The sequence below is a fragment of the Streptomyces sp. NBC_00647 genome (assembly GCF_045207245.1).
In the GTDB taxonomy this organism is placed as follows: domain Bacteria; phylum Actinomycetota; class Actinomycetes; order Streptomycetales; family Streptomycetaceae; genus Streptomyces.
Genome location: NZ_CP109040.1, coordinates 9607001 through 9627203 on the forward strand (window position 1 = coordinate 9607001; position 20203 = coordinate 9627203).

General features: G+C 71.3%; 16 protein-coding genes. 14 read left to right on the forward strand and 2 right to left on the reverse strand.

What is annotated here, in order from left to right; genetic code table 11:
• Nucleotides 1-24: 24 nt before the first annotated feature.
• The 10 genes from OG788_RS42290 to OG788_RS42335 all read left to right on the forward strand — a co-directional run bounded on the left by OG788_RS42290 (nucleotide 25) and on the right by OG788_RS42335 (nucleotide 10958).
• Complete coding sequence (locus OG788_RS42290; protein WP_406376199.1) at nucleotides 25-1494, forward strand: MFS transporter; 1470 nt, start codon at nucleotides 25-27, stop codon at nucleotides 1492-1494.
• Nucleotides 1495-1517: 23 nt separating this feature from the next.
• Entirely contained in the window at nucleotides 1518-2375 is an 858-nt protein-coding gene (locus OG788_RS42295) for a 4'-phosphopantetheinyl transferase family protein (protein ID WP_406376200.1), read from the forward strand.
• Nucleotides 2372-3340: an ACP S-malonyltransferase gene (gene fabD, locus OG788_RS42300; RefSeq protein WP_406376201.1), complete on the forward strand. Its 969-nt coding sequence runs from the start codon at nucleotides 2372-2374 to the stop codon at nucleotides 3338-3340. The genes OG788_RS42295 and fabD overlap by 4 nt, the downstream gene beginning before the upstream one ends.
• 47 nt (nucleotides 3341-3387) lie before the next feature.
• Nucleotides 3388-4953 carry an acyl-CoA carboxylase subunit beta gene (locus OG788_RS42305; RefSeq protein ID WP_351550580.1) on the forward strand — a complete coding sequence of 522 codons (1566 nt, stop codon included), beginning with the start codon at nucleotides 3388-3390 and terminating at the stop codon, nucleotides 4951-4953.
• 11 nt (nucleotides 4954-4964) lie between these two features.
• Nucleotides 4965-5213, forward strand: coding sequence for an acyl-CoA carboxylase subunit epsilon (locus OG788_RS42310; protein WP_406376202.1), 249 nt, complete (start codon nucleotides 4965-4967; stop codon nucleotides 5211-5213).
• A 141-nt stretch (nucleotides 5214-5354) separates the two neighbouring features.
• The gene (locus OG788_RS42315) at nucleotides 5355-7127 is read left to right on the forward strand and encodes an acetyl/propionyl/methylcrotonyl-CoA carboxylase subunit alpha (protein WP_406376203.1); all 1773 of its coding nucleotides are present in this window, start codon (nucleotides 5355-5357) and stop codon (nucleotides 7125-7127) included.
• Between the two features lie 66 nt (nucleotides 7128-7193).
• Entirely contained in the window at nucleotides 7194-8195 is a 1002-nt protein-coding gene (locus OG788_RS42320) for a DMT family transporter (RefSeq protein ID WP_406376204.1), read from the forward strand.
• Entirely contained in the window at nucleotides 8165-8749 is a 585-nt protein-coding gene (locus OG788_RS42325; RefSeq protein WP_406376205.1) for an NADPH-dependent FMN reductase, read from the forward strand. Before OG788_RS42320 ends, OG788_RS42325 begins: the two co-directional genes overlap by 31 nt.
• 41 nt (nucleotides 8750-8790) lie before the next feature.
• Nucleotides 8791-9672, forward strand: coding sequence for an alpha/beta hydrolase (locus OG788_RS42330; protein ID WP_406376987.1), 882 nt, complete (start codon nucleotides 8791-8793; stop codon nucleotides 9670-9672).
• Nucleotides 9669-10958, forward strand: coding sequence for an MFS transporter (locus OG788_RS42335; RefSeq protein ID WP_406376206.1), 1290 nt, complete (start codon nucleotides 9669-9671; stop codon nucleotides 10956-10958). The genes OG788_RS42330 and OG788_RS42335 overlap by 4 nt, the downstream gene beginning before the upstream one ends.
• 244 nt (nucleotides 10959-11202) lie before the next feature.
• On the opposite strand, the gene OG788_RS42340 is transcribed toward OG788_RS42335, so the two are convergent.
• Complete coding sequence (locus OG788_RS42340) at nucleotides 11203-11661, reverse strand: nuclear transport factor 2 family protein (RefSeq protein ID WP_351556529.1); 459 nt, start codon at nucleotides 11659-11661, stop codon at nucleotides 11203-11205.
• Nucleotides 11662-11910: 249 nt separating this feature from the next.
• Between OG788_RS42340 and OG788_RS42345 the strand changes: the two genes are divergently transcribed.
• Nucleotides 11911-12360 (forward strand): Clp protease N-terminal domain-containing protein, encoded by a 450-nt coding sequence (locus tag OG788_RS42345; RefSeq protein WP_406376207.1) that lies wholly within the window; start codon nucleotides 11911-11913, stop codon nucleotides 12358-12360.
• 256 nt (nucleotides 12361-12616) lie between these two features.
• Nucleotides 12617-14233, forward strand: coding sequence for an alpha/beta hydrolase (locus tag OG788_RS42350; RefSeq protein WP_406376208.1), 1617 nt, complete (start codon nucleotides 12617-12619; stop codon nucleotides 14231-14233).
• Nucleotides 14234-14338: 105 nt separating this feature from the next.
• On the opposite strand, the gene OG788_RS42355 is transcribed toward OG788_RS42350, so the two are convergent.
• On the reverse strand, nucleotides 14339-15793 hold the full coding sequence (locus OG788_RS42355) for a hypothetical protein (protein WP_406376209.1): 1455 nt from the start codon (nucleotides 15791-15793) through the stop codon (nucleotides 14339-14341).
• A gap of 62 nt (nucleotides 15794-15855) precedes the next feature.
• Here OG788_RS42355 and OG788_RS42360 point away from each other — a divergent pair, with 62 nt between their 5' ends.
• Together OG788_RS42360 and OG788_RS42365 are read left to right on the forward strand one after the other, a co-directional pair.
• A complete protein-coding gene (locus OG788_RS42360; protein ID WP_406376210.1) occupies nucleotides 15856-16587 on the forward strand; it encodes a TetR/AcrR family transcriptional regulator C-terminal domain-containing protein in 732 nt (243 codons plus the stop codon).
• Nucleotides 16588-17015: 428 nt separating this feature from the next.
• Nucleotides 17016-18956 (forward strand): glycoside hydrolase family 5 protein, encoded by a 1941-nt coding sequence (locus tag OG788_RS42365; RefSeq protein WP_406376211.1) that lies wholly within the window; start codon nucleotides 17016-17018, stop codon nucleotides 18954-18956.
• Nucleotides 18957-20203: the final 1247 nt, after the last annotated feature.

Here is a 20203-nt window from a genome sequence, read left to right on the forward strand (position 1 = left end):
CGGAACGAGACGGGGGACAGGACGATGAGACCGACGACCGTGCGACCGGTCGCCGAACGGCCCGGAGCGGCCGGCGGCGGGACCGGCCGATGGAGCCCGCGCCTGTGGGCGCTGCTGCTCGTGCTGGCCGGCAACATGCTCATCGACGCCCTGGAGGTGTCGGTGGCCGTGGTCGCCCTGCCGTCGATCGGCGGGGACCTGGGAGCGGGCCCGACCTCGCTGCAGTGGGTCATGAGCGGCTTCGCCGTCGGCTTCGGCGCCGTGATCCTGTTCGGCACCCGGCTCGTGGAACGGCTGGGACGGCGCCGGGTGTACCTCGCGGCCGTCACCGTCTTCGCCGTCGCCTCGCTGGCCGGGGCACTGGCCGGCGCCGCGTGGTTCCTGATCGTCACGCGAGTGGTCAAGGGCGTGTGCGCGGCGCTCACCGCCCCCACCGGGCTGGCGATCATCACCAGCACGTTCCCGGAGGGTCCGGCCCGCAACCGCGCCGTCTCGGTGTACAGCCTCTTCGGAGCGAGCGGCTTCTCCCTGGGACTCGTCCTCTCGGGGCTGCTCACCGAGGTCAGCTGGCGCTGGACGTTCGCCTTCCCCGCGCCCGTCGCCGCGGTGCTGCTCCTGGTCGGGCTGCGCCTCGTACCGGAGCAGCGCGGCAAGAGCCGGGCGGACGGCGGCCGTTCGTACGAGCTGCCGACCGCGCTCGGCCTGCCCGCCGCGCTGCTGGCGCTGGTGTACGGGATCGGGAACGTACCCGTACACGGCTGGAGCGCTCCCGGAACCCTCGTCGCCTTCGCACTCGCCGCCGCGCTGTGTGCCCTGGTGGTGTTCCGGGAGCGGCGGGCCGAACATCCGCTGCTGCCGCTGCGGGTGCTCGCCCAACCGGCCCTGAGGCGTTCGGCGTTCGGCGCCGCGGCGCTGAACGGGTCGTACCTGGGGCTGCTGTTCGTCGTCACCTTCCAGCTTCAGGCGCTGCTGGGGTGGTCACCGGCCAGGACGGGACTGGCACTTCTGCCCGCCGCCCTGCCGCTGGCCCTCTCCGCCGCGTACTCCGGGCGGATGGTCCAGCGGTTCGGAGCGGCCCGGCTGATCGCCGTCGGGTATCTGGCCCCTCCGCTCGGCTACGCCCTGTACCTGCGGGCGTCGGTGCCCACGCGGTACGCGACCGAGGTCCTGCCCACACTGCTGCTCCTCGGCGCGGCCTTCGTGCTGTGCTTCGCCGCGCTGCACATGCAGGCGCTGACCGCCGCTCCGAAGGCCGAACCCGGCATCGCGAGCGGCGTGTACCAGACCGCCGTCCAGTTCGGCGCCGCGCTGATGCTGGCCCTCGTGGCCGCCCTGATGTCGGCGCACCGCCCGGGGCCGGGCGCGTCCTCCGCCGACGTCCTGGCCGGCTACCACCCGGCGCTCCTGCTCATCACCGCCGTCGGCATCGCGGGGCTGGCCGTCTCGGTCACCGGCGTCCTGCCACGGCGTACGCACCGACCGAGCCCGTCATGACGAACCGAAGGGAGGACCTGGCGTTGTCCTCACATTCCGCGTCGCACCGCACCGGGTCCTCCCGGCCTCGTGAGGAGACCGGCCCGGACGGCGGTGTCGCCGTCGACCTCTGGCTGGTGCACCACCCCGTGCCGCACTACACGGGACGCAGGCTCGCCGTGGACGAACTCGACGCCCAGGAGCGTGCCCGTGCCGCGTCCCTGCCGCGGCCCCGGGACGCCCTGCTCTACACCGCCGCCCACATCGCCCTGCGCAGAGTCCTCGCGGCCGCCCTCGGGCTCGCGCCGCAGGACGTGGCGTACGTCCGAGAAGCCTGCCCGGAATGCGGTGGACCGCACGGGCGGCCCGCCCTGCGACCCGCTCCCGGAGTCCGCGGCGACGAACCCGCCGTCCACTTCTCGCTGTCCCACAGCAGCGGGAAGGCCCTGGTGGCCGTGGCCCCGGCACCGATCGGAGTGGACATCCAGCGGATGCCCTCGGCGGAGACCACGGAAGTCTGCACCGGCCTGCTGCACCCGGGCGAGCGCGCCGAACTCGACGAGCTGCCGCCCGGCCGGCGCGGCGCCGCCTTCGGACAGTTGTGGGCCCGCAAGGAGGCCTACCTGAAGGGCCTCGGCACCGGCCTCGAACGCCCGCTGCACGCCGACTACTTGGGCTCGCCGCACCGCGACCCATGGCTCAGGCCCCCGCACTGGACGGTCCTCGACCTGCCCTGCGGCCCCGCACATGGAGCCGCCGTCGCCGTCCTGGGCACCCCCGCCGGCCCCTGCACGGTCCGCCCGCTCCCTGCGGAGTGGCTGTACGACGGCGACGCCGCCCACGTCCTGGCGCGGATCGCGCCCCTGACCACGGCCGCTCGCGTGAAGGAGACACTGACATGACCACCACCGCCTTCGTCTTCCCGGGCCAGGGCTCACAACGCGTCGGCATGGGCCGGGACCTCGTCACCCGATGGCCCGATCTGCTCGACACCTACTACCGGCCCGCCGACGAGATCCTCGGACTCCCGCTCACCGAGCTGTGCCGGCAGGGCCCGGCCGAGACACTCGCCGACACGGCGATCACCCAGCCCGCCATCCTGCTGACGAGCGTCGCCACCCTCGACGTCCTGACGCGCCACGGCATCCGCCCCGCCCTGGTGGCGGGACACAGCCTGGGCGAGTACGCGGCGCTGGTCGCCGCCGGTGTCCTGGACTGGCGCGACGCCCTGCGCCTGGTCCGGCTGCGCGGCCGGCTCATGGCCGCCGTCAACGAGCGGGTGCCCGGCAGGATGGCCGCGGTGATGGGCCTGGACCTGCGCACCGTCGAAGGCCTCTGCGCCGCCGTCCGGGAGTCGAGCGGCCAGGTCGTCGAGGTCGCCAACGACAACGAGTTCGCCCAGACGGTCGTGTCGGGACAGGCCGAAGCGGTGGACGAACTGATCACGTCGGCGCGGGCCGCGGGCGCCGCACGCGCCCTCGCGCTGAAGGTCGGCGCGCCCTTCCACAGCAGCCTCATGGCACCGGTGGAGGAGGAGTTCACCGAGGCCCTGCTGCGCACCGAGTTCCGTGACCCGGCCGTCCCGGTGATCTCCGCGGTGACGGCCGCGCCCCTGACCAGCGCGGGGGAGGTCGTGGACACCCTGCGGCGCCAGCTGACGGGCCGGGTGCGCTGGACCGAGACCGTGACCCGCATCGCCGACGAGGGGACGGACCGGATCGTCGAAGTGGGCCCCGGCAAGGTCCTCTCCGGTCTGTGCCGCCGGATCGCACCGGACGTGCCCGCCCACCCCACGCACGACGTGAGTCACGTCGTCTCGGCCCTGGAGCTCCTCGCCACGGCAGACGACACCGTCCACGCCGTCTGATCGCCACGCCACGTCTGATCGCCACGCCACGTCAAGGAGGGGAAACCATGCCCGCCACCGGAAACATCATCCAGGAACGCCTGGACGAACTGGAGGCCATCAAGGAGTCGGTCCTGGCGGGACCGGACCCCGCGGCCACCGAGCGCCAGCACGGCAAGGGAAAGCTGACCGCCCGTGAGCGCGTCGAACTGCTGCTGGACAAAGGCTCGTTCAACGAGGTCGAGCCCCTGCGCCGGCACCGCGCCTCCGGATTCGGTCTGGAGGCCAGGAAGCCCTACACGGACGGTGTGGTCACCGGCTGGGGAACGGTCGACGGCCGGACCGTGTTCGTCTACGCGCACGACTTCCGCATCTTCGGCGGCGCCCTGGGCGAGGCGCACGCCCAGAAGATCCACAAGATCCTGGACATGGCCGAGGCCGCCGGTGCCCCGGTCGTGAGCCTCAACGACGGTGCCGGGGCCCGCATCCAGGAGGGCGTCACCGCGCTCGCCGGCTACGGCGGCATCTTCCGGCGCAACACCCGCGCCTCCGGCGTCATCCCGCAGATCAGTGTCATGCTCGGCCCGTGCGCGGGCGGCGCGGCCTACAGCCCGGCGCTGACCGACTTCGTGTTCATGGTCCGCGACACCTCGCAGATGTTCATCACCGGCCCGGACGTGGTCAAGGCCGTGACCGGCGAGGAGATCACCCAGAACGGCCTCGGCGGTGCGGACGTGCATGCCGCGACGAGCGGCGTCGCGCACTTCGCGTACGACGACGAGGAGAGCTGCCTGGAGGACGTGCGTCACCTGCTCGGGCTGCTCCCCTCCAACAACCGCGAGACGGCGCCGGTCGAGACGACCGGAGACCCCGCGGACCGGACCACGGACGCCCTGCTCGACCTGGTGCCGGCCGACGCCAACCGGTCGTACGACGTCCGGGCCGTCATCGAGGAGATCGTCGACGACGGCGAGTACTTCGAGGTGCACGCCACCTGGGCGCCCAACATCGTCGTGGCGTTCGTCCGGCTGGACGGGCACGTCGTGGGCGTCGTGGCCAACCAGCCCGCCTCCATGGCCGGCGTGCTCGACATCGAGTCGTCGGAGAAGGCGGCCCGGTTCGTCCAGCTGTGCGACGCGTTCAACATTCCCCTGGTCACCCTGGTCGACGTCCCCGGCTTCCTGCCCGGCGTCGACCAGGAGCACAACGGCATCATCCGGCGCGGCGCCAAGCTGCTCTACGCGTATTGCAACGCCACCGTGCCGCGCATCTCCCTGATCCTGCGCAAGGCCTACGGCGGCGCGTACATCGTCATGGACTCCCGTTCCATCGGCGCCGATCTGGCCCTCGCCTGGCCCACCAACGAGATCGCGGTCATGGGCGCGGAAGGTGCCGCCAACGTCATCTTCCGCCGGGAGATCAACGCCTCCGACGACCCGGACGCGGTCCGGCAGCGCAAGATCGAGGAATACCAGTCGGAGCTCATGCATCCCTACTACGCCGCCGAACGCGGCCTGATCGACGATGTCATCGACCCGCGCCAGACGCGAACGGTGCTGATCAGGTCCCTGGCGATGCTCCGCGCCAAGCATGCCGAACTGCCCGCCCGCAAGCACGGGAATCCGCCGCAATGAGGAGTGTTCCGATGACCATCGCCCCCTTCGCAGCCCCCGAACCGCTGTTCCGCGTCGAGAAGGGCACGGCCGGCCCCGCCGAACTCGCCGCCCTCACCGCGGTACTGCTCCACCGCGCCGCGCACGACGTCTGCGCCGACGAGGGCCGGGCGCCGACGGCGCGCTGGAGCAGGGCGGGTACCCGTCCCGTGGCGGGCAGCCCCGTGAGCTGGCGATCGGCGCCCGCACGGGGCGCCGCCCACCGGCCCCGACAGGACTGACCGCCCCCGCCGAGGTTTCGGCGGAGCGGTTCAGCGGTTGACGGAGCTTCCGCGTTTCGCCCCCGCCTTCCACCGCCCCTCGACCGGCCTTCGACAGACTTTTCTTCGACCGATCTTCAAGCGAGCAAAGGATGGATCATCGTGCGCAAGGTGCTCATCGCCAACCGCGGTGAGATCGCTGTCCGCGTGGCCCGGGCGTGCCGGGATGCCGGGATCGCGAGCGTCGCCGTGTATGCCGACCCGGACCGGGACGCTCTGCATGTCCACGCCGCGGACGAAGCGTTCGCGCTGGGCGGTGACACCCCGGCCACCAGTTACCTGGACGCTGAGAAGGTGCTACGGGCCGCACGCGAGTCCGGGGCCGACGCGATCCACCCCGGTTACGGCTTTCTTTCGGAGAACGCGGACTTCGCGCAGGCCGTTCTCGACGCGGGGCTGATCTGGATCGGCCCGCCGCCGCAGGCGATCCGGGACCTCGGTGACAAGGTCGCCGCCCGGCACATCGCCCAGCGCGCGGGTGCGCCGCTGGTGGCCGGTACCCCGGACCCGGTTGCGGGTGCCGAGGAGGTCGTGGCGTTCGCCGAGGAGCACGGTCTGCCGATCGCGATCAAGGCCGCCTTCGGTGGCGGCGGGCGTGGTCTGAAGGTGGCCCGGACCCTCGAAGAGGTGCCCGAGCTGTACGAGTCGGCGGTGCGTGAGGCGGTCGCGGCGTTCGGGCGGGGCGAGTGCTTCGTGGAGCGCTACCTCGACAAGCCGAGGCACGTGGAGACGCAGTGCCTGGCCGACACCCACGGCAACGTGGTCGTGGTCTCCACCCGTGACTGCTCGCTCCAGCGCCGTCACCAGAAGCTGGTCGAGGAGGCTCCCGCCCCCTTCCTGTCGCAGGCGCAGGTGGACGAGCTGTACGCCTCCTCCAAGGCGATCCTGAAGGAAGCCGGCTATGTCGGCGCGGGCACCGTGGAGTTCCTGGTCGGCACCGACGGCACGATCTCCTTCCTGGAGGTCAACACCCGTCTGCAGGTCGAGCACCCGGTCACCGAAGAGGTCGCCGGCATCGACCTGGTCCGCGAGATGTTCCGCATCGCCGACGGCGAGGAACTCGGCTACGGCGACCCCGAACTGCGCGGCCACTCCATCGAGTTCCGCATCAACGGCGAGGACCCGGGCCGCAACTTCCTGCCCGCCCCCGGCACCGTCACCGCCTTCGCGCCCCCCTCGGGCCCGGGTGTGCGCCTGGACGCCGGCGTGGAATCGGGCAGCGTCATCGGCCCCGCCTGGGACTCCCTGCTCGCCAAGCTGATCGTCACCGGAGCCACCCGCGCACAGGCCCTGCAGCGCGCCTCCCGCGCACTGGCGGAGTTCCAGGTCGAGGGCATGGCCACCGCCATCCCCTTCCACCGCGCGGTCGTCACCGACCCGGCCTTCGCCCCCGAGCTCACCGGCTCCGACGCCCCGTTCACGGTCCACACCCGCTGGATCGAGACCGAGTTCGTCAACGAGATCAAGGCGTTCGCCGCCCCGGCCGACACCGACACCGACGACGAACCCGGCCGCGAGACCGTGGTCGTCGAGGTCGGCGGCAAGCGCCTGGAGGTCTCCCTGCCCTCCTCGCTGGGCATGTCGCTGGCCCGTACGGGTCTGGCCGCGGGTGCCAAGCCGAAGCGGAGGCCGGCGAGGAAGTCCGGGCCGGTCGCCTCGGGCGACACCCTGGCCTCGCCGATGCAGGGCACCATCGTCAAGGTGGCCGTCGAGGAGGGCCAGGAGGTCAAGGAGGGCGACCTCGTCGTCGTCCTCGAGGCCATGAAGATGGAACAGCCCCTCAACGCCCACCGCTCCGGCACCATCAAGGACCTGGTCGCCGAGGTCGGCGCCGCGTTCACCTCGGGCGCCCCCATCTGCGAGATCAAGGACTGAACGGATGAGGACGGTCCACAGCGGGGTTCGCGACGCGGCGCCGGACGTGGTGCGGAGGCGCGGGCGGTGAGCGCCTCGGCGTTGTCGGTGCTGCTGTGCCTGGTGTCGGCACTCTGCTATGCCGTGGGGGCGCTGCTCCAGGAGCGGGTCGCCGTCGCGGCACGGCAGCCGGCCGTGCACGCGACGCTCTGCTCCGGCCTCTGGTGGGCCGCGCTCACGCTCAATGGCGGAGGCGGACTTCTCCACGTGCTCGCCCTGCGCTGGGGGCCCCTGACCCTCGTACAGCCGCTGGGCGCGCTCACCATCGTGTTCGCCCTGCCCCTGGCCGCGCTGGGCCACGGCCGAGGGGCCGGCCGTGCAGGTGCGGGGCGGGCCGCGTGGGCCGGAGTGGGACTCGTCGCCGGTGGTCTCGCGGTGCTGACCGCGATGGTCGACACGGGGCCGGGCGGCGTGCTGTCCGTCCGGGACCAGTCGGTGATCGCGGGACTGGTCATCGGAGGTGTGGCCCTGCTGGCTGTCACCGCGTTCAGGATGCGGTGGGCCGCGGGACGGAGCGCGGTGCTCGCCGCTGCCGCCGGTGTGGCGTTCGGTGGGGCGTCGGTCCACGTCAAGGCGGTCGTGGACGGCTGGGGCGTTCTCGGCGTGGGCGCCGAGGCGGCGGGCCTGTGTCTCACGGCTTTGATGGCCGTGGCGGGGCTGGCCACGTCCCAGGCCTCGTACGGCGGGGCCGGCCTCACGGTGCCGCTCGTGACGACGACGCTGGTGAATCCGGTCGTCGCGTCCCTGATCGGTGTCGCCGTGATGGACGACGGATTCCGCTACGGCGCGGCCGGACTTCCGTTGGTGGTGACGGCCGCCGGCACGGCGGCCGTCGGACTGCTGGCACTGGTCCGCGACCGGGCGGTCCGCGAAGGCACCGGGCGCTCCGAGGGATCGGTTCCCGTGGCCTCCGGTGTGCCGCGCGCGTCCCCCGGGGAGCGCGCGCCCCGCCTGTCAGCCCATGGAAGACCGAGTCCCGATGTCACGAGAGGCCAGTCATGCACGAAGAGCCCCTACGTCTCGCAGTGATCACCAGCAGTCCCCCGGAGAGCAGTTCGGGTCCCGTCGTCGCCCGGTGGCTGACCCGACAGGCCGAGCAGTTCGGTGTGTTCAGCGTCGACGTGATCGACGCCGTGCAGGCCGATCTTCCGGTGGTGGTCTCCCCGGCCCGTGCCGCGGAGGCGCGGGACCGACTCGCTGATGTGGCGACGCGGATCGAGGCGGCCGACGCCTATGTGGTCGTCACCGCCGAGTACAACCACGGCTGTCCCGCCGTCCTGAAGAGCGTCATCGACTGGCATCCCACGCAGTGGCGCGGAAAGCCGGTCTCCTTCGTCTCGTACGGAGGCCGTTCCCGGGGGCTGCGGGCGGTGGAGCAGCTGCGGCAGACCTTCGCCGAACTCCACGTGGCGACCCTGCGCGACGGGGTCAGCCTGGCGGACGCGCGAAGCCACTTCGACGAGGACGGCAACCCGAGGGACGCCCCGGGTCTCGAAGCAGCGGTGAAAACCATGCTCGGCCAGCTGATGTGGTGGGCGGCCGCGCTCCAACAGGCGCGCGAGCGACGCCCGTTCGCGGCGTGAACACGAAGGAGACGACGGTGGCAAGGCTGGAGACCCCGGGCATGCAGCGGACGTACGCGACCAGGACGTCCGGGGTCACGGACGTCACCCTCGACGCGGGCGGCATCACCCTGTCCGGACTGCACATCGAGCCGCCGGGCCCCTCACCCCGGGCGGTCGTGGTCGCCGTGCACGGCGGCGGCATGACGGCCGGGTACTTCGACGGGCAGGCGCATCCGAGCGTGTCGCTGCTGGGGCTGGGGGCGCGCCTCGGATTCGCGGTGCTGAGCCTGGACCGGCCCGGCTACGGGCGCTCCGCCCGCGAGATTCCGCACGGACAGAGCCTCACCGAGCAGTCGGCCACCCTGCACGCGGCACTCGACGACTACGCGCGGCGGTTCCCGACGGGTGCGGGATTCCTGCTGGTCGCGCACTCCTTCGGCGGCAAGGTCGCGTTGACGGCCGCGGCCGACGACGAGCGGGGCCGGCTCATCGGCCTCGACATCTCCGGCTGCGGCCACCGCTACGCCACCGAGTCCAGGGAGCCGCCCGGCGTCCTCGCCCGGGACTCCTGGAAGTGGCACTGGGGCCCCCTGCGGCTCTACCCGCCGAACAGCTTCCGCTACAGCCGCCCGCTGCTCGCGCCCATGCCCCTGGCGGAGGAACACGAGCTGCGGCAGTGGTCGCAGTCCTTTCCAGGGGTTGCCGCCCGGGTCCGGGTCCCGGTCCGGTTCACCTTCGCGGAGTACGAGAACTGGTGGCTCCACGACGCCGACGCCCTCGCGGACATGACGAGCCACCTGCGGGCGACCACCGTCACGATGGACCGGCAGCCGGACGCGGGCCACAACATCAGCCTCGGGTGGGCCGCCCGCTCCTACCACCTGCGTGTCCTGGCCTTCCTGGAGGAACTGCTCGCGCGGCGCGGACAGGTCGGCGCGTGAGACAGGAGGCGCCCCGGCGAACCGCTCGCACGGCCGGGCCCGTCCCTCGGGTCAAGGCCATCGGCCGGTCCCTGTCGGTACGCAACTTCCGGCTGTTCTTCACCGGCCAGCTCATCTCGGTCATGGGCACCTGGATGATGATCGTCACGCAGGACTGGCTGGTGCTGTCCCTGTCCGACGACTCGGCGGGCGTCCTCGGCATCGTCACAGCGCTCCAGTTCGCGCCCATGCTGTTTCTCTCGCTCTACGGAGGCCGGCTCGCCGACCGCCACGACAAGCGCACGATTCTCGTCGCGGCCAACCTCGTCTCGGGTGCCCTGTCGATGACCCTGGCTCCCCTGGTGATCACGGGAGCCGTGCGCGTTTGGCACGTGTGCGCCCTGGCCTTCTGCCTCGGCGTGGTCAACGCGATCGAGACGCCGACCCGGATGTCCTTCGTGCACGAGATGGTCGGCGGCGAACTCCTGCCCAACGCCTCGGCCCTGAGCGCCGCCTACTTCAATCTGGCACGCATCTTCGGGCCCGCGCTGGGCGGCCTCGCGATCACCTGGCTCGGCATCGGAACCGTGTCGGTGCTCAACGCGGTCAGCTACCTGGCCACCGTGGCGGCGCTGCTGATGATGCGTCCCGCGGAACTGCTGCGGGGGAGGAGCACCGCGCGTGACGGACGCTCCGTCGACGCGCTGCGGTACGTCGCGGCGCGCCCCGACCTGCTGCTGCCTCTTCTCACGGTCGCCCTCGTCGCCCTCTTCGGCCTGAACTTCCAGCTCACCCTGCCGCTGCTCGCCAAGACGGTCTTCCACGCCGACGCCGGGTCCTTCGGGCTGTTCACCTCCGCCGTCGCCGCGGGATCGCTGATCGGCGCCCTGGTCGGTACGGGACGCAAGGGGCGCCCGTCGGCGCTGCTGGTGGCCGGAGGGGCCGTGGCCTTCGGTGCGGCGGAGGCGTTGACCGGGCTCGCTCCGGGGCAGGGCACCGCCCTGGTTCTGCTGGCCGTCACGGGTTTCACCGCCCTCTACTTCACCCAGGCCGTCAACCACCGCGTCCAACTCGGCTCGGCCCCCGGCTTCCGTGGCCGGATCCTGGCGCTGTACACCCTCCTGCTCCAAGGATCGACGCCGTTCGGCGCACTCCTGACCGGCTGGATCGCCGCCCGCCACGGTGCTCGCGCTGCCCTCGTCGCCGGCGGCCTGATCTCCTTGGCCACCGGTCTGGCGGCCCTGGCCTTCCTCGCGCTCCGCGCCTCCCGGCAGACAGGGCCCGCGGAGAGGAAGCGGGCCCCCTGATGGTCACGAGGTGCGCTCGGCACGGCCGTGGAATACGCCTCGGGCACGGGGTGCTGAAAGAGAGCCCGCCCTCAGCGGAACGGGCATCCCCGGAGGGAGCCTGCGAGATGGAACCCGAACCGAGCCCGGCGACGACGGCCAGGGACGGTCCCGTGCGCTCCGGCCCGCGCCTTCGCCCGGGCGGCTCCGATCGATCGGGGGAGCGGATCCCGACGTCCCGCGAGAGACGTCGGGATCCGCTGGATCACTCGGCTGCCGCGGGGAGCTGGGGCGCCGTTCCGGACATCCATATCGGACGGACAGAGGTCCGGGAGAAGCGCCAGCCGTCGGCCGTGCGACGCAGGTCCACGTCCCAGACGCCGCCGACGGTGAACAGGGGGTCGAGACCCTCACCGAGTTTCTTGAGCGTGGATTCGTGGTGGATATGGGTCATCAGGGAGTTCCACGACGCCGTGGCAGTGTCGCCGTCGCCCTCCACGAGGATGTCCGTGTTCATGTACTGGATGACGGCCCAGTCCTCCACGGCCTGCTGCGACTGGCGCACGGCCTCCGCGCCCACCGCGGTTCCGTGCGGGCTCTCCGCCCTCACGTCATCGGTGAAGTATTCCTTGCTCCAATCCCCTTCGAAGCGCCGCTCATTGAGAGCACGGAAAAACCGGCTGATGAGTACAGTGATGGCGATGGTGTCCTCTTGAGTGGTCATGCCGTAAAGACTGCCATTCCAGCCCGATGCACCGTCAAGTAGGTATTTGGTCAGCCGGCCGTCGAAAAAGAGTTGAGTAGGTAGTAGGGTCGGGAAAGCGGTCTATGATTGCGACACGACATCGAAGGTCGACGGTGCGTCACATTCTTTCTGAGGCACCGCATTTGACCTGCTCAGCGGCGTGGGCAAGGGGTGCGGTGCGCGCCCGTCCGGCCGCCGGAAATAAACACGAAGTGAAGGGAATTCCTCATGCAGGTGCAGTACACCGATCGCATGGCGACGGCCGTGCGGACCGCGAGTGAACTCGCCGCCGCCCAGCGCAGTCCCGAATTATTCACCATTCATCTTCTCACCGTGCTGAGTGCACAGGATGATTCCACTTTCTCGGCCCTGCTGGTCGCCAACGGCGTGGATCTGGCGGCCTTCCATGAATTCTCCGCCAATCGCAGCCGTCAGATGATTCCGCCGGTCTCGCGGACGTCCGCGGACGACATCCGGCCGAGCCAGGAGCACGCGGCCCTGCTGGAGGGCGCGGCCGCCGAGATGGGGGAGATCGGCGACAGCCGGCTCGGCACCGAGCACCTGCTGCTGGCAGCGCTCAAGTACCGTCCCGGCAAGGGCGCATGGGCCGTCTTCGGGCTCTCCTACCCTCCGGTCCGCAAGAGCCTGGACGCCCTGAGGAAGAACTCGACGGTGTGACCACGGGGAGGTCATCCGGCCGGCGTGTCACCCACCGCCGTCCGGATGACCGCCGCGTCTCTGGTCGGCGTGAGGAGTCCGCGAGCGGGGTACTGCGTCACCCGACTCGGGTGCGCGATGCGGTGACATGAGCACTGGCTGGTCCATTCGGCTGCGGTCACCTCGCGCCCCTCGCCGGACCTCGGTGTGGTGGTCACGGAGGCGTGCCGGCACCCGCGCGGACGGTGTCGGGCGCTCGGCCGTGAAAGGACGAGGCATGCGCGGATCGGTATTCAGGGGGAGCCGTCGCGGGAGCGGCGCGGCTGTCGCCGCGATGGTGGCGTTCTCGACGGCACTGGCGGGGCAGCACCATGTCGCCGCCGAGGGGGGCGCGACACCTTCCGTGCCGCCCCTGAAGCTCGACTGGCGAGTCTGCGTCCAGGACAGCCCGTACGACTGTGCGACCGCGCGTGTTCCGCTCGACTACAGCAGGCCACGCGGGCGCACCATCGAACTGGCGGTCATCAAGCGGAAGGCGACCGGCCCCGGCCGGCGTATCGGCACCCTCTTCTTCAACCCCGGCGGACCCGGTGGGCCGGGGACGCTCCAGATGCCGACGGGCTACGACTTCTTCCCGAAGGAGGTGCGCGAGCGGTTCGACATCGTCAGCTGGGACCCTCGCGGGGTCGGCAACAGCACCGCGGTGAACTGCTTCGCGAGCCCCGAGGAGGCCGAGACCTGGAACGCGAGCAAGCCGGCCGGCTTTCCGGTGGGCCGACAGGAACGGAAGGCGTGGGTCTCCGCGTACGAGGAACTCGGCCGGCTCTGCGACGAGCGTGACCCCGAGCTGCTGCGACACGTGTCGACCGAGGACACCGCCCGTGACCTCGACCAGCTCCGCAGGGCGGTGGGTGACCCGAAGCTCAACTACCTCGGAATCTCCTACGGCACGATCCTCGGCGCCACCTACGCCAACCTCTTCCCCTCCCGGGTCCGCGCCATGACCCTCGACAGCAACATCGCCCCGACGGCATGGACGAACCACGCCTCCGACGACGCCCGGCTGCCGACATTCCTGCGCATGGGCTCGGACCGCAGCGCCGCAGCCACTCTGGACCAGTTCCTGAAACTCTGCGGATCCGACGCAGCGCACTGCGCCTTCTCCGCAGGCAGCCCGCAAGCCACCCGGAGCAAGTTCGACCGACTGATGAACCGCCTCCGGAAGCATCCGGTGAGCACGTGGACGTACGCCAGGACGGTGGGGGACACGGTCAGCAGCCTCTACATCGTCCACCCCGGCTGGACGCAACTGGCCGCGCGGCTGCAGGATTTGTGGCAGGGACGCGTGCCTCAGCCTCCCGCCGCCCCGGCCGCCCCCTCCCTCCCGTACCCCGTTCCGTATCTGGGTGAGGAACAGGCCGGCGCCGTGCTCTGCGGAGACAGCCCCAATCCGCGTGATCCGCGGGTCTACCACCCGCTAGAGGAGGCGAGTGCCGCCCGTGCGGGTGACGCCGGACGCTTCTGGACGTGGGCGGCGGAGCCTTGTGCCACCTGGCCGGCAGTCGCAGCGCACCGCTACACCGGCCCGTGGAACAAGAGGACCGCGAACCCGGTCCTCGTCGTCGGCACCGCCTACGACCCTTCCACCCCCTACCGCGACGCGCAGGCCATGACCAAGGAACTGGCCGACGCCCGCCTGCTGACCAACACCGGCTACGGGCACACCGCACTGCTCAACCCCAGCAGCTGCATCAACGCTCACGAGAGCCGCTACTTCATCGACGGCACCCTCCCACGGCCCGGAACGAAGTGCGACCAGGACACCCCGCCCTTCTCGACCCCCCTCACACGGACCGGCGCCCCCACCGCCGCAGGCGGGCCCGCCCCACGCTGAACGGGGAGGCTGCGAGGGCCGCTCGGTCCGGTCGGGCCGGGAGCAGGGCGGCGCGCTGGAGCATGTCATCTCCCCGGCCCACAACACTCGACGGCAACATGCCGATCACCGCAGTGATCTCCCGGATTCCGGCACGGGTGCCGGACCGCCGGAGAGGAAGACCGGCGTCACCGAGACCCGCAGGCGGACCAGCACGCCGTCCCGCTCCACCGGCACGGGTGTGCCGAAGGCGTCGACGGCGTGCGCGTCCGCGTGCGGCCAGGGGCGCTCGATCCACGAGGCGGGCCGCTCCTCTCCGGTGAACACGTCACCGTCGGTCCACATGACCTCCAGCGGACCCTGCCCGTGCCGCTCCACCTCGAAGAGGAAGAGATCGGGACTGTGCTCCGCGGCGACGCGGCGCACGTGATCGACGTCCTCCAGGTGCGCGGCCAGGAGTGCGAACGTGTCGGCCGACGGGCGGCGTACGGTCAGCTCGGTCCCGTCGTAGTCGAGCAGCGCCAGTTTGCCGAAGAGGAAACCCATCATGTTGAGCCGGTCGCGGTAGCCGGGGATCTCCGGGGCGAGGTTCCAGCACACCGTGCGGCTGACACCGGCGGCCAGGGCGAGGATGTTGCGGGTCACGATCTGCCGGCAGTTGATCCGGTCCCGCCGCGCGGTCAGCTCCGGCGGGCAGTCCTCCAGGAACATCCGCAGGGTGTCCGGGAGTTCGGCCGCCCGGTCGTACAACGCGCGCATGGTACGGCGGTCCGGCGGTTCCGCCTCCGGACCCGTGGCAGGGGCGGTGAAGGCGGCCGTCATCTCCCGCTGGAACGCCGCCTGCGCCTCGGGGAACTCGAACAGTGTCGGGCCGTTGTACTCACCCGCCACCACCGGACGTTCATAGCCGTGCCCGCGCATCATCGTGCGGGCGTCGTCGACGTACACTGGGATGTCGTGCGGATCGCCGTACAGGTTCACGCAGAACAGGTCGTAGTCGTCGCGGGCCTGCTCCACCACCTGGTCGAAGAACACGCGGGCGGGACTGCCCGGAGGGCTGGACAGCACGTCGTAGCCGCAGCCGCCCAGGACGACGCGGGCGGCGGGGTCGGCCTCCCGCACAGCCCGTGCGAAGGCGGCGAGCTGCGCGACGTACTCCGGCGCGGTGCCGTCCCAGAGCAGACCGGTGTTGCTCGGTTCGTTGCCGCACTGCCAGTACGCGACACGGCCCCGGCAGCGGGACACCAGACGGTCGATGAAGAGGGCGTACCGCCCTTCGTCGTTCGCCGGGGACGACGGCAGGAAACCAGACGGGGTCCGGGTGGCCCACGGCGAGCTGGAGCAGACCGTGAACCAGGTCTCGGCGGCCGGGTCCAGCTGTTCCAGGATCGCGTCCACCGCCGTCCAGTCGTAGCGGCCGGGCTGCGGCTCCACCTGCCCCCAGTACACATAGACGCGTACGAGCGTGCCGCCGAGCGCCCGGACCTGTGGCACGAACGCGTCCGGCGCACCGAACAGGCCATAACTGATGCCCCGGCCGACACCGAGCCGGATCCCGGCAGGCACCGCGTCCTGCTCCATCGCGCTCTCCTCCCTTCTTACGTATATGCCATAAACTGTAGCTGATGAGATAAACTCTCGACGTGGACGAAGCGCGCAAGCCGATCGGGGAGGCCGGCGTACCCCTGATCTGGGCCCATCCCGCACCCCGGCGCCGGCAGAGCCCGCTGGAGCGCGAGGACATCGTCCGCGTGGCGATGGCCGTCGCCGACGAGGGCGGCGCGGAAGCGCTCACGATGACCGCGGTGGCCCGGCGGCTGGGCCCGTACACACCTATGGCCCTCTACCGCCATGTGCTGAACAAGGACGGACTCGTCGACCTGATGCTCGACGCCGCGACCGCGGAGGTTCCGTTGCCCCCGGAGCCGGGGGACGAGGGGTGGCCGGCCCTGCGAGCGGTGGCCATGGACACATGGGAGATGGCGAAACGGCACCTCTGGTACGCCCAGCTCGCCCCGGCCCGCCCCCCGCTCGGCCCGCACATGTTGCGCCGCACGGAATTCCAGCTCCGTGTCCTCGTGGGGCAAGGAGCCGACCTCGGCCGGGCCGTCGCCTACGCGGCGCTGCTCGACCGCCATGTCCTGGGCAGCGCACAACAGGTGGCCGAGGAGCATGCGATGCGGCGTCGGCTCGGCTTCGACACCCCGCAGCGGCTCACCGAGGCCGTCACCGCGGCCCAAGGGCTGGCGGAGCAAGGGGGGTACGAGCTGCTCGCGCGCTGGATGGGGGCGCCATCCGGGCCCGACATGGACGAGCAGTTCGAGATCAGCCTGACCTTTCTGCTCGACGGCATCGAGGCCCAGCTCAAGCGCTGAGCCTGCCGGCGAGCGGCGCGGCCGACGCGCCCGGCGGGCGCGCCCCCCAAGGCGCCGCTGGGCGTGGGGACTGACCGGAACCATCGCCCGAAGCTCGGCCGCGCCGCCGGACTCCGGTACCTTCCTGTGGTCGGTGGGAAGGATGAAGTCGCCGTGGCGTAGCCGACGTTGCGGCCATGAGCGCCCGTCCAAGATCATGCCGTCGCGACCCGACCGACCCAACCGAGGCGACACCCGGGTTCCCCTGAACCGGTGGCCGCCGCCCGCACGAGCCGCACCAGAGCCGCACGCGCACGTTCGCCCAAGAGGCCCGCCCGAGAGCCGAATCCGCCCGTCCGTCACGAACTCGGCGACAGACCCCGCACACTTGGGCGCCGGTCGGCAAAGACTCCCACGTCCGCGCACCAACACTCACTCACAGAGGTCCGATGCCCACCCTCAGATTTGGCAAGTACCTGACACTGGCGACCGCGGCCCTCCTGCTGCTGGCCGCGGCCCCAGGGGCGGTCGCCGCCACCGCGGACCCTGCCGCCACCGCGGACCCTGCGGGCACCGCGTGGACGACGTCCGCCGGCGCACAGGCGACGGAGGCGTGGCAACCGCCGTTGTCCACCCGCGGACGGTACGTCGTCGACGCCGACGGCAACCGGTTCCGGCTGAAGTCGGCCAACTGGGACGGCGCGCAGGGCTCCTGGAACGGCAGCGGCAGCACCGCCGACCCGGCCAACCACCACGCCGGACAGAACTCCTACGGCATCCCCCTCGGCCTGGACCGGGTCCCCCTGCCCCAACTGCTCGGCGACTTCCACCGGCTCGGCATCAACAGCATCCGACTGCCCTTCTCCAACGAGATGATCCACACGACGACGCCCGTTCCGGACGTCGCCCTCACCGCCAACCCGGGACTGCGCGGCAGAACACCACTGCAGGTCTACGACGCCGTGGTCGCCGCCCTCACCCAGGACGGGTTCGCGGTCATCCTCAACAATCACACCAATACCTCGCGTTGGTGCTGCGGCGTCGACGGCAACGAACGGTGGAACAGCGGACAGTCGACCCAGCAGTGGGCGGACGACTGGGTCTTCATGGCCCGCCGCTACGCCAGTGACCCACGCGTGGCGGGCGCCGACCTCTACAACGAGGTACGCCGTGACGTACTGGACGACCCCAACTGGGGCCTGGGCGACGCCCACGACTGGTACGCGGCCGCCCAGCTCGCCGCCGACCGCATCCTCGCCGAGGCCAACCCCGACCTCCTCATCGTCATCGAGGGCATCAACTGGACCGGCCTTCCGGTCGACGGACTCCCGCACGGCCGCCCCACCCTCACCCCCGCGCGCACGCTCTCGCACACCCTCGTCGCCACGCACAAGCTGGTGTACTCGGCCCACTTCTACGGGTACACCGGCCCCAATCACAGCGGCGCCACCGGGATCGGCGAGACCCATGACGCCCGCTACCAGGACCTCACCCGCGACCAGCTCCACCAAGTCCTCAACGACCAGGCCTTCTTCGTCTCCTCCGAGGGAAACCAGCACTTCACCGCACCGGTGTGGATCAGCGAGTTCGGCATCGGAGCGGGCGAGACCGGCGCGGCCGCCCGTACCTGGTTCGGCAACATCACCGACTACTTCGCCGACCACGACGCCGACTTCGCCTACTGGCCGCTCGTCGGGTGGGAGGGCCACGACGACTGGTCCCTGCTGCGCTACGACACCTCGGGCAACCGGTACGGCATCCTCGACCAGGCCGACTGGCGCGCGACCGCGTGGAACCGGCTCATGACCGCGCCGACACGCACCGGGTCCGTCGCCGCGGTTCCCAGCTGGCGCATGCTCGCCACCGATCACGGCGACTACGTCCAGTCGCTCCGGGTGCGAGCGAATGGTGACTGGAACTCGGGTGCGTCCAAGGCCGCTTGCCCCGACGGTCAGCGACTGATCGGTCTCGGCCACAGTGGCGTTCGCGGGCTGTGCACCGACGTCTCCACCGGCGACCTTCGCGCCGCGGGCAACACGCAGACGGTCGTCCCCGACGAACGCCACGTTCCCGCGGGCGGCGACTGGGCCTCGGGGTACACCAAGTTGCAGTGTCCCGCGGGGAACTTCCTCATCGGCTACAGCCGTCGCGGCGGCCGGACATCGGCCGCGCTCTGCGTGCCCGCAGGCCACTCACTGGCGGGCGCCGGTCGAACCGTGTGGTTCGACCGGTCCGACAACCGGCCCTCCGGCGCCGCCGGCGGCGACTTCGCGAACGGCGACTACAAGGGCCAGTGCGCCGACGACGAGTACGCCGCCGGGATCGCCTTCACCACACGCCTCGGCGCCAACCAGGGCCCGGCCGCCCTGCTGTGCCGCAAACTGACCTGATCGGCACTCGTCCGCTGTAAAGGCCTCTGCGTCATCGTCGTTGTCGAGCGGCGGCGCGCCGTGAGTGACGGCCGCTGCGCGAGAGTCATCCACGCGGGTCCCAACTGGCCAAGTACGTCGATCGCAGGCCGACTTGGCTCGGTCGGCGTCCGTCGGACGTGCCGATCCCCGGGTGCGGCGAGCAGGCACCGGCACGCGGAGATCGCGGATGATCAATCCCTCCCACAGGCAAGGAAGAGGTGCTCGCGCGGCTGGGCTGTGGCGGAGGGGGACCCGGATGGCGGAGGACGACGACCCACCAGCGGACTGGGGTGAGCGAGAGCGCCGCATGTGGGAGGCGTATCGCCGCGGCGACCGGTGCGACGACGTGACGGAGGTGCGGGGGGCCGCCGTGCGCAGGCTCCTGCTGTCCGCGCCGTCCCCCTACCCCGGCCCCCTGGCCCGACTCCGGCTGAGCGACGCCCGCACACGGGGACAGCCAGCTGGACCTGTCCGAGGCCGCCGTGCAGGACGCCGTACGGCTGCGTCGGTGCCGCCTCGACGACGCTCCGCGCCCGGAGGGCGGGCAGTTCGAGGCGGTCGAACTCGACGAGTGCCGGCTCCCCGGTCTGAACGCCCACAGTGCCCGCGTCACACAGGAGTTCAAGGTGACCCGCTGCACCGTGAACGGCACCCTGGACCTACGCTCCCTCAGCGTCGGCACACATCGGCTGTTCCAGGACACGACGGTCCGCCCCGCACCGGGAGACTCGACTGCCGGGACGGACTCACGGCACAGGGAACCATCGACCTGTGCGACGCCCGCGTCGGCGGGTCGGTCCTGTGCGAAGCCGCCGAACTGACCGCCTCCACAAGCGACTGGGTCGTCCTGAAGGCCAACGGCGTCGACGTCGGCGGCGTGGCGAACCTGTGCGACGGCTTCACCGCTCACGGCCGGATCCGCCTGAGCAGCGCCACTATTCGCAGCAGGTTGTGCTTCGAGGATGCGCTCCTGGACGCCGCCGCCGATGAGAAGGCCCTCATCTGTCGCGGTACGACGGCATCCGTCCTCACCCTTCACCTCCGTGACGCATCCCTGGGTACCGTCGATCTCAGCCGCACCAGGGTCGGACTGCTGCAGGACGAGCCCACGGCCTGGCCCGCCTCCCTGATCCTCGAGGGGACCGTCTACGACACCCTTCGCCCCGCCCTCCCCGCCGCCGAGCGCCTTCCCTGGCTCGGGCGGGATCCGGACGGCTTCACGCCCC

Coding starts and splice junctions, on each gene's coding strand:
- OG788_RS42350 (WP_406376208.1), top strand. CDS start 12,617: ATGCGCGGATCGGTATTCAGGGGGAGCCGTCGCGGGAGCGGCGCGGCT.
- OG788_RS42305 (WP_351550580.1), top strand. CDS start 3,388: ATGCCCGCCACCGGAAACATCATCCAGGAACGCCTGGACGAACTGGAG.
- OG788_RS42290 (WP_406376199.1), top strand. CDS start 25: ATGAGACCGACGACCGTGCGACCGGTCGCCGAACGGCCCGGAGCGGCC.
- OG788_RS42355 (WP_406376209.1), bottom strand. CDS start 15,793: ATGGAGCAGGACGCGGTGCCTGCCGGGATCCGGCTCGGTGTCGGCCGG.
- OG788_RS42340 (WP_351556529.1), bottom strand. CDS start 11,661: ATGACCACTCAAGAGGACACCATCGCCATCACTGTACTCATCAGCCGG.
- OG788_RS42330 (WP_406376987.1), top strand. CDS start 8,791: ATGCAGCGGACGTACGCGACCAGGACGTCCGGGGTCACGGACGTCACC.
- OG788_RS42365 (WP_406376211.1), top strand. CDS start 17,016: ATGCCCACCCTCAGATTTGGCAAGTACCTGACACTGGCGACCGCGGCC.
- OG788_RS42325 (WP_406376205.1), top strand. CDS start 8,165: ATGCACGAAGAGCCCCTACGTCTCGCAGTGATCACCAGCAGTCCCCCG.
- OG788_RS42310 (WP_406376202.1), top strand. CDS start 4,965: ATGACCATCGCCCCCTTCGCAGCCCCCGAACCGCTGTTCCGCGTCGAG.
- OG788_RS42345 (WP_406376207.1), top strand. CDS start 11,911: ATGCAGGTGCAGTACACCGATCGCATGGCGACGGCCGTGCGGACCGCG.
- fabD (WP_406376201.1), top strand. CDS start 2,372: ATGACCACCACCGCCTTCGTCTTCCCGGGCCAGGGCTCACAACGCGTC.